The following is a 12,515-nucleotide window of genomic DNA, read 5'->3' on the forward strand; positions in this document are numbered from 1 at the left end:
TCAACAAGGGAGTTGGAAGCATGACTGCCTCTTATGAATACCATATCGGGGTCGATTATCACAAATCCTATAGCCATCTGGTGGTGCAGGACTCAGCCGGGAAGACGTTACGATCCGGCCGGGTGAAGAACGACCGCCAGTCGCTTGGCGGGTTTCTCGAACGCTACCGGGAAAACAGCCATGCGGTTGTCGAAGCGACGCGCAACTGGATGATGATCTACGACTGGCTCGACGACATTTGTGATGATGTCGTTCTCGCCCATCCGTTGAAGGTGAAGGCGATCGCCGACGCCAAGATCAAGACGGACAAGATCGACGCGACGGTGCTGGCGCATCTGCTTCGAGCCGACCTGGTTCCGGAGGCCTGGGCTCCGAGCGACAAGGCCCGAGAGCTGCGTGTCGCGCTGCGCGAGCGGATGTTTTACGTGCGGCTGCGCACGATGACGAAGAACCGCATCGTGACGGTGTTCGATCGCTATCCGGAGCAGACGGCGCAGTTGAAGAAGCTGAGCGACCTGTTCGGCAAGGCTGGACGCCAGCAGCTCGCCGCGCTCAATGTGTTGGAGATCGACCGTATCCAGATCGACCGTGGTCTCGACTTCATCGGCGACATCGACGGCCGGATCAAGCAGTCGGAAGCCACGATCCGGGCGTTGACGAAGACCAATGGCAACGTCAAGCTGTTGAAGACGATCCCCGGTATCGGCGAGTTCTTTGCAAGGCTGATCGATGCCGAGATCGACGACATCAAGCGGTTCCGCAACCCGAAGAAGCTTGCTGCCTATGCCGGGCTTGTGCCCTCGACCTATTCCTCCGGCGGCAAGACCTTCCACGGCAAGATCATCAAGCAGGGCAACAAGTGGCTGCGCTGGGCTTTCGTGGAAGCGGTCGCTCCCGCTGTCGCCAGTGATGCGCAGCTTCGCGGCCAATACGACCACCTGAAGATCAGAGGAGTAAACAAGGCGCGTGTTGCCATCGCGCGCAAGCTTTTGACGATCGCCTTCCAGATCCTGCGTGACCAGCGCGCTTACGAGCCGCGCAGCACCACCGCCATGGAAGCGACGTCGACGATATCCCGGTTGTCCTGATTGCTGGCTAGTGAGCCCGGTAGAACTGGGCTGCGCTCTTAAAGGAGAATGGGAAACCGGGAGCCGAACGTCACTCTGTGACCGAAGCCAAGGCATCAGGTCACGCATTGGAGATTGGTTCAAGAACCGAAGGACAACTCCGTCCTGCGGACGGAAGAGATTTAGCCGATCGGCGCAAACGCCGGTCAAAACATAACCGAACCCAAGGAAATTCCCGCAAATGCTGGTGTTTTGCCCCTTGAGTTCTTTCATTGGAGAACCGTAATGAAAAGTGGTCTTGAAGATGTCATTGCCGCAGAAACCAAGCTGTCCGACGTCGACGGCGCTGCCGGTCGCCTGATCATCCGTGGCGTGTCGCTCGATGATCTGGTGGCGACCAGCCGCTTCGAGGATGTTGCGGCGCTGTTGCTTGACGGCCTGTTCGACGAGCATATCGACGCAGTCTCCATCCGGACGCAGCTCGGCATGGCCCGCGCTGCTCTCTTCACGCATGTCGAGGCTGCCGATGCTGCCGTCCTTGCGCTGCCGCCAGTGGATGCCGTGCGTGCCTTGCTGGCACGCCTCGGCGACGGCGAGGATTTTGCAACGGCGATCCGCCTGATGGCGGCGCCCGCCGTCTTCCTGCCGGCAATCTTACGGCTGCAGAAGGGCGACGCGCCGATCCAGCCGGATGCATCGCTTTCCCAATCGGCCGATATCCTACGCATGTTGACGGGCCGCGTTCAGACGGCAGAGCAGACGGCGGGTCTCGATGCCTATCTGGTGACGATTTCCGATCATGGCCTCAATGCATCGACCTTCGCCGCGCGCGTCATCGCCTCGACCCATGCGGGTCTCACCTCCTCCGTGCTTGCGGCGATCAGCGCCCTCAAAGGTCCTCTGCATGGCGGCGCTCCCGGCCCGGTTCTCGATATGCTCGACGGTGTCGGCAAGCCTGAAAATGCCCGCGCATGGCTGTCACAGGCGCTCGATCATGGCGAGCGATTGATGGGTTTCGGCCATCGCATCTATCGCGTCCGCGATCCGCGTGCCGATGCGCTGAAGGCGGCGTTGAAGCCGATCTTTGCGAGCGGACAGGCCGATGCCGGACGTATCGCCCTGGCCGAAGCCATCGAGGCGGCAGCACTGGCACTGCTGAAGGAACGCAAGCCGGATCGGCCCTTGGACGTCAATGTCGAATATTATACCGCCCTGCTGCTTGACGCGCTCGGCTTCCCGCGCAGTTCCTTTACCGGCGTTTTCGCGATCGGCCGCACAGTCGGCTGGATCGCCCATGCGCGCGAACAGACGCTCGACGGGCGTCTGATCCGCCCGCAGTCACGCTATGTCGGCCCCTTGCCGAAAGCGGCGTAGCGGTTCCGATAAGCGCTCAGGCGGCCGCGGATTGGCGCGGCCGCATCATGCCTTCGCGGATGTGGCGAGCAAGCTCCAGCGTCTGCGGCGTTGCGTTCACCTTGGGCAAATGCAGGTTGATCGCAAAGATCGGCAGTTCTGGCAGCCCTTGGTCGACCGTGAGGATATCGAGATCGGCCGGAACGGTGGAGGCGAGCCAGGCAGTGACCGCGAGATCCGTGCGCACCGTCGCCGTGGTCGCCTCGATATTTCCATTCTCGAAAACGGTCCGCCAGCGCAGGCCATCCTTGCTGAGTGCTGCAAAGACTGATGACCGGAAGGCACAGGTATCGGCCACCATCGAGATCGGCAACGGCACCTTGCGATGGGCACTGCCTGCCTTGGCGCCGACCCAGACAAGCCGCTCGACGGCGAGGCATTCGCCCTGCGACGTTCCGTATGGTTCCTCCACGACACAGAGATCGACGGTTCCCTTTCCCAACTCTTCGAGCAGTTCCGGTGATGAGGCGCAGACCAGCGAAATCTCGATCTGCGGATAGCGCTCGGCATAGGATTTCAGCACCGGTGCCAGCGTTGCTCCCACGAGATCATAGGGAACGCCGAGCCGCACGCTGCCGCGAACGCTCCTCTCCGTCATATCGTCCCAGATCTCGTCGTTCAAAGCCAGCAGGCGGCGGGCATTGCCGAGCAATCGTTCACCCGCTTGCGTCAGCCGCAATCCGCGCCTGTCCCGCTCGAACAGGGGCCAATCAAGCATGTCCTCCAGGCGCTTGATCTGCTGGCTGACGGCGCCCTGCGTCATATGCAGCATATTGGCGGCAACTGTCATGCTGCCCTTGTCGGCAACGGCAGCGAAGGTTCGGATGAGGGCTATGTCGAAATTCCGGATCATGGTCAGCATTATAAATGCTAATGCTGCGATCCTTCAATATTCGTTTTCCTGATGAGGCCCATCCTTCTATCCCTCCTCTCAAAATCGAGAAGTCTCAAAATCGGGAAAAGGCTAGATGACTGTCGAAACCCTGTTGCCGCTGATCCTCTTCGCATTGGTTTCGACCATAACGCCGGGAGGCGCCACGACGCTTGCGACCGCATCTGGCGCGCATTTTGGCTTTCGCCGGTCGATACCGGTCATGGCCGGTTTTGCCGTCGGTCTCGGCTCCATGGCTGGCGCGACGGCCGCCGGCCTTGGTGGGGTATTGCTGGCGCTGCCGGTGCTGCAGATCGGCATGAAGACACTCGGTTCGCTTTACCTGATCTGGCTTGCCATCCGCATTGGCAGGAGCGGCCCACCAGGCGCGGCCGGGCAGATGGCGAGGCCTACCGGCTTCGTCGCAGGTCTCTGGATGCTCTGGCATAATCCCAAGGGCTGGGCGATGACCATGGGTGCCGCCGCATCTTTCGCCGCGCTGGCGGAAAATCCTGTCAGGCTCGCGATCCTGCTTGGCGGAACCTTCTGCCTTATCGCCGCCTTCTCGCTCGCCGTATGGTGTCTACTCGGACAAATGCTCGGGCGTTTGCTGAAAACCGCATGGCAGTGGCGCGCGGTCAATATCTCACTCGCCTGCCTCTTGATGATCTCGATCATTCCCATGTGGCACGAATGAAATCTGATAGGCAGAGGCCGGTTTGATCACGGCCGGCTGCGCCAGAGCCATGTGGTCAAAGTTCCGGCGCGGCCACGCAGGCTTGCTTCGATCGGACCGTCGAGGTTCCCTTCCCTGAAAGGAGTGCTGTCCCGGCCGGCGGAAAACAGCAGCTCGTCGCTGATGGCGATCTCGGCGCGATTACCGACCGCGACCTCCATCAGACGACTGGCGATGTTGACCGTGTCGCCGGTCGCAGTGATCTGCTGGCGTCCGCCACCGCCGAGCCTCGAGGCGACGATGGTGCCGAAATGCGCGCCGATCTTGAAGCCGATGCGGGACGCGACCGTCTCCGGCAGCGCCGAGAGCCAACCTCTCATCCGCTCGGCCAAACGAATGCAGCAGTGCGCGGCATCGGCAGGATCGCTCGGCTTCGGTTGCGGCAGGCCGAAAAGGATCATCGCTCCATCGCCCATGAAGCTGGTGATGGCACCGCCACATGCAGTCACTTCCTCGTCGACGAGGTTATAGAAGCCATTCAGCAGTTCCCGAACGGCAGCTGGGCCGACCGTTTCGCTGAGACCCGTGAAACCATTGATATCGATGAAAACCACGGCAGCTTGCTGATGCACCGGGCTTGCGAGGAAATCGGGATCACGGGCGAGATGCTCGGCGAGGCCGGGCGCCTCGATGCGCTGCAGCAGCTCGCTTTGCTCGGCGAAGCGCGTTGCCCGCCTGCGGTCGAACCAAAGCTGTGCCGCGCCGAACAGCAGCGCCGGCGGCACGGTCGCGGTAATCGGCAGGGCGGCACTCAGCCAGATCCCGTGCTTGAAGGCGCTGACATTGACTGCGAACCAGATGAGCACGACGCCGAGGACTGTTATCAGCCCGATAGTACTGCGCTGCCAGGAGAGAAGGCCAACAACAAGCAGCGGCAAACCGATGGCGAAATAGAGATCGATGAAGCGAATGTTGCGGTCGCGCACCAAGCCGTCTCCGGCAATCAGATGTGTGATCGAGGTGGAGATAACCTCGACACCCGGCAGGACGGGATCGAAGGGCGTTGGAAAGACATCGCCGCCACCGGTGACGGTTGCGCCGATGACGACGATATGATCCCTGACCGCGGCTTCCGGCAATTGACCGTTGAGCGCCGCGCTGGCGCTGATGGTGCGGATCGTGCCGCGCGGCCCGTAGAAAGCGAGTGGCAGGAGATAGCCGGTATCGGTCTGGATGGATCGGTCACCGATCTTGATGCGATCGGAGATGACGGTTGTCTGCTCATCGGTTGCAGCGGAAACGACGCGCAGCGAAAAGGACGGCTCGATCCGCTCGCCGCTGCGAAACAGCATCGGAACAAAACGCGGCGTTCCAGTCTTGTCGGTCTGGACATTGACGACGCCGTAGCTTGCGGCTTCGGCAAACCGCTGCTGCGGTTCGAGGAATTGCAGCGCACTCGGCACACGGGCAAGAGGTTCCCTGCTGTCGTCAACGACACGCTGTCGGCTTTCCGGGAAAATGCCGGCTGCAGCCAGCACGACTTTGGTTCGCTTCAGCGATTGCTCCAATGCCGCATCGCCGGCCTCATCGCCGGAATCGAGCAGAAGCAAGTCGAGACCGATGGCTTTTGGCCCCAACGCGGCAATGGCGTCGATGATTTTGGCGAGCGTGGCGCGCGGCAGCGGATAGTGCCCCGCCAGACGCGACGTGTCGTCATCGATGGCTACGATCGTGACGAGATCGGGTGGTTGATGGCTGCCGCCAAGCGTATTGCGGAGGTTCGTGAGCGTCGCCTCGGCGCCGTCGACAAAGGGGATGTCACCGCGACGATGCGCGATGCCAAGACCCAATCCCCAGACGGCAGTCAAGAGAAGCGCAATCAGCGTCTGCAGCGGTGGTCGGCGCATGGCGTCGCGATCTCACTGGCCGAGGCGGGCCATCAAAGCGTTTATGCGCGGTTGTCGCCATTGGGTGACGCGCAATGCGGAGCGGCTGCGGTCGACATCGACGCCTTGCCCTTTGCCGAGCGTGACCCCCTGCCCGGTCGATACCTTGTTGACCGCGACACGGCCGCGCAAGACAAGTACGGATGTGTTGCTCCGTTTCACGTCAACGGCCCATCGTGTGCCGCGCACGGCAGCGATTGCCTGTGGCGTCACCACTTCGAATCCACCCTGAATGCGGCTGGCATCCACATCGATCAGCGCTGCCTTGCCGTCGAGCACAAGAGCATCCACACTGCCGTCATGGTTCCGGTCCGCAAGCCGGTAGTGCGCGCCGCGCTCGACAGTAATGCTAAGCCCAGCGGCGCAATTCAGCGTCTGGCGCACGGCGCTGACCGTGGGCCGCAACGGACAATTCGCGACGGCTTGCGCGGAAGCGGCGCCGGCACCGATGATGCACAATGTACCTGCCGCCAGCGCCAGACTACGAATATTGTTTGCTTGGATCATGATTGTGGCCCCTCATCGCCTATAACTGGAGCCGCGGACGGCGATTTCCAGTCAGGGTATGCCCGATCCCTGGGACGATGATGCGTCATGGGCGATTGATCTGCAAGTTGTCGTAGCCTCTGGCTTTGTAGAGCACGCTCGAAATCAGCCAGCTCAGCAGGAAAATGCCGACGACGGCGACACCGAAATTGGCAAGATTGTCATTGAGTTCGCCGATGAAGCTCCAGAAGCCGCCTTCGAGGCCGAGCTTGTCGGAAATCAGCCCCAGCGCTTCGATGCCGCCGATAAAGATGGCGACGACGACCGAGGCTGCCGTGATTGTCAGATTGTACCAGAGCTTGCGCACCGGCTTGACGGAAGCCCATCCATAGGCACCGGTCATTAGCGTGCTGTCGAGCGTATCCATCAGCGACATGCCGGCGGTGAAGAGTGCCGGGAAGACGAGGATGGTCCAGAAGGACATGCCCTGCGCAGCTTGAGCGGCGGAAATGCCGAGAAGCCCGATTTCCGTCGCGGTATCGAAGCCGAGGCCGAAAAGAAAGCCGATCGGATACATGTGCCATGAGCGGGTCACGACCTTGAACATCGGCCGGAAGATGCGCGCCAGAAAGCCGCCGCCGGCAAGCAGCGTATCGAGATCCTCGTCCGCGATCCTCTCGCCTCTCTGTGCCCGCCTGAAGGCGGACCACACGCCTTTGAGGACAAACAGATTGGCAACGCCGATCAGAAGCAGGAACACCGCCGAAACCGTCGTCCCGATGACGCCCCCCATGTCGTGGAAGGAATCGAGCTGGCTCTGCATGGCGGCCGCCGTCGCGGCGATCAGGATCGAGGCTATCACGACGATCGAGGAATGGCCGAGAGAAAAGAAGAAGCCGACCGCATAGGGCTGCTTCTTTTCCTGAACGAGCTTGCGCACGACATTGTCGATCGCGGCGATATGATCGGCATCGAAGGCGTGGCGAAGCCCGAACATATAGGCAAGAAGCGCAATGCCCAGCAGTGAAGGCCTGTCGGCGAAAGCGGCCCAGGCCCAAATCCACGCAGCGATATTGAACGCGATCAACAGCGCAAAAGTGAAAGCGATCTTGGCTCTCGGTCTTTCCGCCCGATCGTCAAATGGATTGAGGATCATACTTTTCTTCCCGTTATGCTTACTCGCACAGTGTCACGGAACGGGAAGCGACGCGATAGTCAAATGACGTAGGTGCCGAAGTTTTTCGCAGTGTCACAAAAATGAGCAAACCCGTCGCAACCGGATCTGCTCCGCACCTGATTAGCCTCTCTCGAACGGGTATCCCTCGTCGGCCCATCCCGTCATGCCGCCGATCATGACCTTCACGCGCCTGCCCAGCGAGCCGAGGCGCCAAGCCGCCTTGTCGGTGCCGTTGCAATGCGGCCCGGCGCAATAGACGACAAACAGCGTATCCTCAGGCCATTCCGCCATCTTCCGCGCGGTCATCTTGCCATGCGGCAGATTGATCGCGCCGGGGATATGTTGCTCCTGGAACATGGTGGGACCGCGAACATCGAGTAGGACGAAATCCACATTTCCCGATGTCATTGCCTGGCGCACATCGGAGCAATCGGTCTCGAAGGCAAGCCTGCGGGCATAGTGTTCTGCGACAAGGCTCGGGACTGCTGCGGGGATTTCATTGACTAGGGACATGGAACGCTCCTTCTTGGGTTCGGTGCATTCATGCCTGAGTGATCTCGCAGTTGAAATTGGCCGAAATGCCATATAGCGTCAACATCATGCCAAACTCGGATAATCCCAATCTTCACGGTCCGCATGTCGTCACCCTCGTCTATGACGGGCTGTGCACGTTCGAATTCGGCGTCGCCTATGAAATCTTCGGCCTGCCACGGCCCGAGATGGGCGATCACTGGTATCGCTTTTCCGCCTGTGCGATCGAAGGCGGTCCGCTTCGCGCCGCCGGCGGGCTGACAGTGCAGGTCGATCATGGGCTCGAGGTTCTTGCCGATGCCGATCTGATCGTCGTGCCGGGTTGGCGCGGGATCGGGACGTCTGTCCCTGCCCCGCTGATCGCCGAACTGCAAGCGGCCAGCCGCCGTGGCGTGCGCATCATGTCGTTGTGCTCGGGCGTGGCGGTCCTTGCGGCCGCCGGATTGCTCGCCGGCCGCAAGGCGACGACGCATTGGCGCTATGTCGATTCCATTGCCGCGCGCTATCCGGACATATCAGTGGATGCCGACGTCCTTTACGTTGACGAAGACAGCGTCCTGACAGCCGCCGGCAGCGCCGCTGCCATCGACCTTTGCCTGCATGTCGTGCGCCGGGATTTCGGGCCCGATATCGCCAACAGCGTCGCGCGCCGGCTCGTAGTGCCGCCGCATCGCGAGGGCGGCCAGGCGCAATACATCGAGACCCCGGTTCTCAAGCAGCGGGAAGGAGCGCGTCTGGGGCCGCTGCTTGAATGGATGCGGGAGCGTTTGCAGGAAGAGCAGTCCATTGCTGCGCTTGCAGCGCGGGCCGGCATGAGCGTGCGGACTTTCCAGCGCCGCTTCGAGGCGACCACCGGCATGTCGCCGGGCGAATGGCTGCTCAGCGAACGGCTGCGGTGCGCCCGCGATCTCCTCGAAAGGCAGATCGCCATTTCGCTTGACGATGTGGCGGTGGCGAGCGGATTTGGATCGCTCGCCACCATGCGCCATCATTTTCGGGAGAGGCTTGCGGTCAGCCCGAGCGACTACCGCAAGCGATTTGCCGTTCTTAAACCAGGCGGCTCTGTTCCGTTGCCGCTTCGATGAAGCTCGAGAACAGCGGATGCGGTTCCAGCGGGCGCGACTTCAGTTCCGGGTGATACTGGACGCCGATGAACCACGGGTGATCCGCATATTCGATCGTTTCCGGCAGCACGCCATCCGGTGACATGCCGGAGAAGGTCAAGCCGCATTCTTCGAGCTTGTCCTTGTAATCGACATTGACCTCGTAGCGGTGACGATGGCGCTCCGAAATATCGGTGGAACCGTAGATTTCCGAAATCTTGGTGCCCTTCTTCAGGGCCGCCTTGTAGGCGCCGAGACGCATCGTGCCGCCGAGATCGCCGGATGCCGTGCGCTTCTGCAACTCGTTGCCCTTCAGCCATTCCGTCATCAGGCCGACGACCGGCTCCTTGGTCGGGCCGAACTCGGTCGACGAAGCATGTTCGACACCGGCCAGATTGCGAGCCGCTTCGATGACGGCCATCTGCATGCCGAAGCAGATGCCGAAATACGGCACCTTGCGCTCGCGCGCGAAACGGGCTGCCAGGATCTTGCCTTCCGAACCGCGCTCGCCGAAGCCGCCAGGCACGAGGATGCCGTGAACCTTCTCGAGATAAGGTGCCGGATCTTCCTTTTCGAAGACCTCGGATTCGATCCATTCGAGCTTGACCTTGACCCGATTGGCGATGCCGCCGTGATGAAGCGCCTCGATCAGCGACTTATAGGCATCCTTGAGCCCGGTATATTTGCCGACGATGGCAATGGTCACCTCGCCTTCCGGCGTGCGGATACGGTTACAGACTTCTTCCCACTGGTCGAGACGCGGCTTCGGAGCCGGCTCGATGCCGAAAGCGGCCAGCACTTCGTCGTCGAGGCCTTCCTTGTGATAGGCCATCGGCACGTCGTAGATGTTGGCGACGTCGAGTGCCTGGATAACCGCGGACGGACGGACGTTGCAGAACAGCGAAAGCTTGCGGCGTTCTGCTTCCGGGATCTCGCGATCCGCACGCACAAGCAGAATGTCCGGGTGAATACCGAGAGCCTGCAGTTCCTTGACGGAATGCTGCGTCGGCTTGGTCTTCAGCTCGCCGGCGGCCGGAATGTAGGGCATCAGCGTCAGATGAACGTAGATCGCCGTGCCGCGCGGCAGGTCGTTGCCGAGCTGACGGATCGCTTCCATGAAAGGCATGGCTTCGATGTCGCCGACGGTACCGCCGATCTCGCAGATGACGAAATCATACTCGTCATTGCCCTCGGTCACGAAATCCTTGATCTCGTTGGTGACGTGCGGGATGACCTGGACGGTTGCGCCCAGATAGTCGCCACGACGTTCCTTGTCGATGATGTTCTTGTAGATGCGACCGGTGGTGATGTTGTCGGTCTTGGTGGCCGAGCGGCCGGTGAAGCGCTCGTAGTGGCCGAGATCGAGGTCGGTTTCCGCACCGTCATCGGTGACGAAGACCTCGCCGTGCTGGGTCGGGCTCATCGTGCCCGGATCCACGTTCAGATAGGGGTCGAGTTTGCGCAGGCGGACTCGATAACCACGAGCCTGCAACAACGCTCCGAGAGCCGCAGCCGCAATTCCTTTTCCGAGGGAAGAAACCACGCCGCCAGTGATGAATACATATCGCGCCATGGGAGTCACCGGATACCTTTTCACAAATGATTCCGCTAGCCCTAAAATTCGTTTCCGGAATTTTGGCTACAGAACGCGGAATATGGACAAAACAAAACCGGCAGATCCAAGGACCTGCCGGGGATGATCTTCGGCGACCGGAATTACTTGCCGGTCGGAACGCCGCCGTTGTCGGCCGGCGCAGGAGTCGTCGTTGCCGGCGCGGTCTGCTGACCGGTCGCGGCCGGTGCCTGCTGAGCAGGCGCCGTAGCGGCGGGCTGGCTCGTCGTTGAAGGCGGCGTCGCCTGCGACTGCGGAGCGACTGCGCCGCTGTTCGGAACGCCGCTATTGTCGGCTGGCTTCGGCTGGGTGGTCGCCGGCGCCGGGCTCTTCTGCCCGCCGAGCGAATCAAGAATGCCGTTGCCCTGGCCCGCCGTGCTCGGAATGCGGTTGAGAATGTCGGTCGGGCGCGCTTCGAAACGCGACAGCACGTTCATGCCGAGCGCGAGCGCGAAGAACAGTGCAGCCAGAATGGCCGTGGTGCGCGTCAGCGCATTGGCCGTACCGCGCGCAGACATGAAGCCCGATCCGCCGCCTATGCCGAGGCCGCCACCTTCGGAGCGCTGAATCAGCACAACACCGATAAGGGCGACGACGATCATGAGATAGATGACAAGCAGTACGGTTTGCATAGGTCCAGTCCTGCCCGGTGCGGGCATCAAAAAGAAAAGCTTGCGGCTCTTTACATGAGGCTCTCGCCTATTCCAAGCCCCTTTAAGGCTGGAATACCGGGCAAGTTGTTGCTTCAGGCGAACTGCCGTTCGAATGCGGCATAAATGGCGAGGAAGTCGACCGCTTTCAAGCTCTGCCCGCCGACAAGAACGCCGTTGACATGGGGAATGTCCAGGAGATCACGCGCATTCGCACCGCTGACCGATCCGCCATAGAGGATTCGCATGTTCGCGCCTTCCCTGCCGAAGCGTTCGATAAGCTCGGCGCGGATGAAAGCATGCGCCTCCTCGACGTTTTCCCGGGTCGGAACGACACCGGTGCCGATCGCCCAGACCGGCTCATAGGCGATTACCGTCGCCGCCGCCGTCGAGCCGTCCGGGACGGAACCGATGAGTTGCCGCTTCAGCACATCGAGCGTCCGGCCGTTATTTCGCTCGTCGGCGGTCTCGCCAATGCAGATAATGGCGATGAGCCCCGCATCATGCGCCGCCTGCGCCTTGGCGCGCACCAGCATGTCGCTTTCCGCATGGTTTCTGCGGCGCTCGGAATGGCCGACGATCACATGGGTGCCGAAGCAGTCCGCGATCATTTCCGCCGAAATATCACCGGTATGCGCACCGCTGACCAGTTGGTGGCAATCCTGCGCGCCGATCGCAAGTGGACTGTCGTCGCAAAGTGCGGTCGCGACATAGAGCAATGTGGCGGGGGGGCAGAGCAGCGTATCGATTTTCTCCGACAGCGGCGCCTTGACGCCATCCGCGATTGCCTTGATCTGATCGAGGCTCGCACGCGTGCCGTTCATCTTCCAGTTTCCGGCTAGAAGCGGCCGTATGGTCTTCGTCATTCCGAGTGTCTCCCCCTTATTTCATCAGTCGGACTAACAAAAAGGGGGAGGAAAGGAAAGTTATCGAACAGGGGCGGAACCAGTTAAAATCGTTTGAAAAATGCTTATCCGGAAAAT

At 61.1% G+C, this 12,515-nt stretch carries 12 protein-coding genes; 4 read left to right on the top strand and 8 right to left on the bottom strand.

Annotated elements, in window-relative coordinates; translation table 11 throughout:
- Positions 1 to 20: 20 nt before the first annotated feature.
- Both PH552_RS13635 and PH552_RS13640 read left to right on the top strand, forming a co-directional pair.
- The gene (locus tag PH552_RS13635; protein WP_113249967.1) at positions 21 to 1,088 is read left to right on the top strand and encodes an IS110 family RNA-guided transposase; all 1,068 of its coding nucleotides are present in this window, start codon (positions 21 to 23) and stop codon (positions 1,086 to 1,088) included.
- Positions 1,089 to 1,352: 264 nt separating this feature from the next.
- Positions 1,353 to 2,441 carry a citrate synthase/methylcitrate synthase gene (locus tag PH552_RS13640; RefSeq protein ID WP_112343090.1) on the top strand — a complete coding sequence of 363 codons (1,089 nt, stop codon included), beginning with the start codon at positions 1,353 to 1,355 and terminating at the stop codon, positions 2,439 to 2,441.
- 16 nt (positions 2,442 to 2,457) lie between these two features.
- Here PH552_RS13640 and PH552_RS13645 read toward each other — a convergent pair whose 3' ends face one another.
- A complete protein-coding gene (locus PH552_RS13645) occupies positions 2,458 to 3,333 on the bottom strand; it encodes a LysR family transcriptional regulator (RefSeq protein WP_113249968.1) in 876 nt (291 codons plus the stop codon).
- A gap of 115 nt (positions 3,334 to 3,448) precedes the next feature.
- On the opposite strand from PH552_RS13645, the gene PH552_RS13650 reads away from it, so the two are divergent.
- The gene (locus PH552_RS13650; RefSeq protein WP_112343091.1) at positions 3,449 to 4,048 is read left to right on the top strand and encodes a LysE family translocator; all 600 of its coding nucleotides are present in this window, start codon (positions 3,449 to 3,451) and stop codon (positions 4,046 to 4,048) included.
- Between the two features lie 26 nt (positions 4,049 to 4,074).
- On the opposite strand, the gene PH552_RS13655 is transcribed toward PH552_RS13650, so the two are convergent.
- From PH552_RS13655 to PH552_RS13670, 4 genes are all read right to left on the bottom strand, one after another.
- The gene (locus PH552_RS13655; RefSeq protein WP_285166071.1) at positions 4,075 to 5,934 is read right to left on the bottom strand and encodes a CHASE2 domain-containing protein; all 1,860 of its coding nucleotides are present in this window, start codon (positions 5,932 to 5,934) and stop codon (positions 4,075 to 4,077) included.
- Positions 5,935 to 5,946: 12 nt separating this feature from the next.
- The gene (locus tag PH552_RS13660) at positions 5,947 to 6,480 is read right to left on the bottom strand and encodes a FecR domain-containing protein (RefSeq protein ID WP_112343093.1); all 534 of its coding nucleotides are present in this window, start codon (positions 6,478 to 6,480) and stop codon (positions 5,947 to 5,949) included.
- 85 nt (positions 6,481 to 6,565) lie between these two features.
- Positions 6,566 to 7,615, bottom strand: a complete 1,050-nt coding sequence (locus PH552_RS13665) for a HoxN/HupN/NixA family nickel/cobalt transporter (RefSeq protein WP_112343094.1) — start codon at positions 7,613 to 7,615, stop codon at positions 6,566 to 6,568.
- 141 nt (positions 7,616 to 7,756) lie between these two features.
- Positions 7,757 to 8,149 (bottom strand): rhodanese-like domain-containing protein, encoded by a 393-nt coding sequence (locus tag PH552_RS13670; RefSeq protein WP_112343095.1) that lies wholly within the window; start codon positions 8,147 to 8,149, stop codon positions 7,757 to 7,759.
- Between the two features lie 65 nt (positions 8,150 to 8,214).
- On the opposite strand from PH552_RS13670, the gene ftrA reads away from it, so the two are divergent.
- The gene (gene ftrA / locus PH552_RS13675) at positions 8,215 to 9,252 is read left to right on the top strand and encodes a transcriptional regulator FtrA (RefSeq protein ID WP_112343096.1); all 1,038 of its coding nucleotides are present in this window, start codon (positions 8,215 to 8,217) and stop codon (positions 9,250 to 9,252) included.
- Here the strand turns inward: ftrA and PH552_RS13680 are convergent.
- The 3 genes from PH552_RS13680 to tpiA all read right to left on the bottom strand — a co-directional run bounded on the left by PH552_RS13680 (position 9,215) and on the right by tpiA (position 12,398).
- Positions 9,215 to 10,843 carry a CTP synthase gene (locus tag PH552_RS13680; RefSeq protein ID WP_112343097.1) on the bottom strand — a complete coding sequence of 543 codons (1,629 nt, stop codon included), beginning with the start codon at positions 10,841 to 10,843 and terminating at the stop codon, positions 9,215 to 9,217. The genes ftrA and PH552_RS13680 overlap by 38 nt on opposite strands.
- A 143-nt stretch (positions 10,844 to 10,986) precedes the next feature.
- Positions 10,987 to 11,514 (bottom strand): preprotein translocase subunit SecG, encoded by a 528-nt coding sequence (gene secG / locus PH552_RS13685; protein WP_112343098.1) that lies wholly within the window; start codon positions 11,512 to 11,514, stop codon positions 10,987 to 10,989.
- A gap of 113 nt (positions 11,515 to 11,627) precedes the next feature.
- Positions 11,628 to 12,398, bottom strand: a complete 771-nt coding sequence (gene tpiA, locus PH552_RS13690; protein ID WP_112343099.1) for a triose-phosphate isomerase — start codon at positions 12,396 to 12,398, stop codon at positions 11,628 to 11,630.
- Positions 12,399 to 12,515: the final 117 nt, after the last annotated feature.

This window comes from Rhizobium aureum (assembly GCF_030182495.1).
Lineage (GTDB): Bacteria > Pseudomonadota > Alphaproteobacteria > Rhizobiales > Rhizobiaceae > Rhizobium > Rhizobium tropici_C.

Coding starts and splice junctions, on each gene's coding strand:
- secG (WP_112343098.1), bottom strand. CDS start 11,514: ATGCAAACCGTACTGCTTGTCATCTATCTCATGATCGTCGTCGCCCTT.
- PH552_RS13670 (WP_112343095.1), bottom strand. CDS start 8,149: ATGTCCCTAGTCAATGAAATCCCCGCAGCAGTCCCGAGCCTTGTCGCA.
- PH552_RS13640 (WP_112343090.1), top strand. CDS start 1,353: ATGAAAAGTGGTCTTGAAGATGTCATTGCCGCAGAAACCAAGCTGTCC.
- ftrA (WP_112343096.1), top strand. CDS start 8,215: ATGCCATATAGCGTCAACATCATGCCAAACTCGGATAATCCCAATCTT.
- PH552_RS13660 (WP_112343093.1), bottom strand. CDS start 6,480: ATGATCCAAGCAAACAATATTCGTAGTCTGGCGCTGGCGGCAGGTACA.
- PH552_RS13635 (WP_113249967.1), top strand. CDS start 21: ATGACTGCCTCTTATGAATACCATATCGGGGTCGATTATCACAAATCC.
- PH552_RS13645 (WP_113249968.1), bottom strand. CDS start 3,333: ATGATCCGGAATTTCGACATAGCCCTCATCCGAACCTTCGCTGCCGTT.
- PH552_RS13655 (WP_285166071.1), bottom strand. CDS start 5,934: ATGCGCCGACCACCGCTGCAGACGCTGATTGCGCTTCTCTTGACTGCC.
- tpiA (WP_112343099.1), bottom strand. CDS start 12,398: ATGACGAAGACCATACGGCCGCTTCTAGCCGGAAACTGGAAGATGAAC.
- PH552_RS13650 (WP_112343091.1), top strand. CDS start 3,449: ATGACTGTCGAAACCCTGTTGCCGCTGATCCTCTTCGCATTGGTTTCG.
- PH552_RS13665 (WP_112343094.1), bottom strand. CDS start 7,615: ATGATCCTCAATCCATTTGACGATCGGGCGGAAAGACCGAGAGCCAAG.
- PH552_RS13680 (WP_112343097.1), bottom strand. CDS start 10,843: ATGGCGCGATATGTATTCATCACTGGCGGCGTGGTTTCTTCCCTCGGA.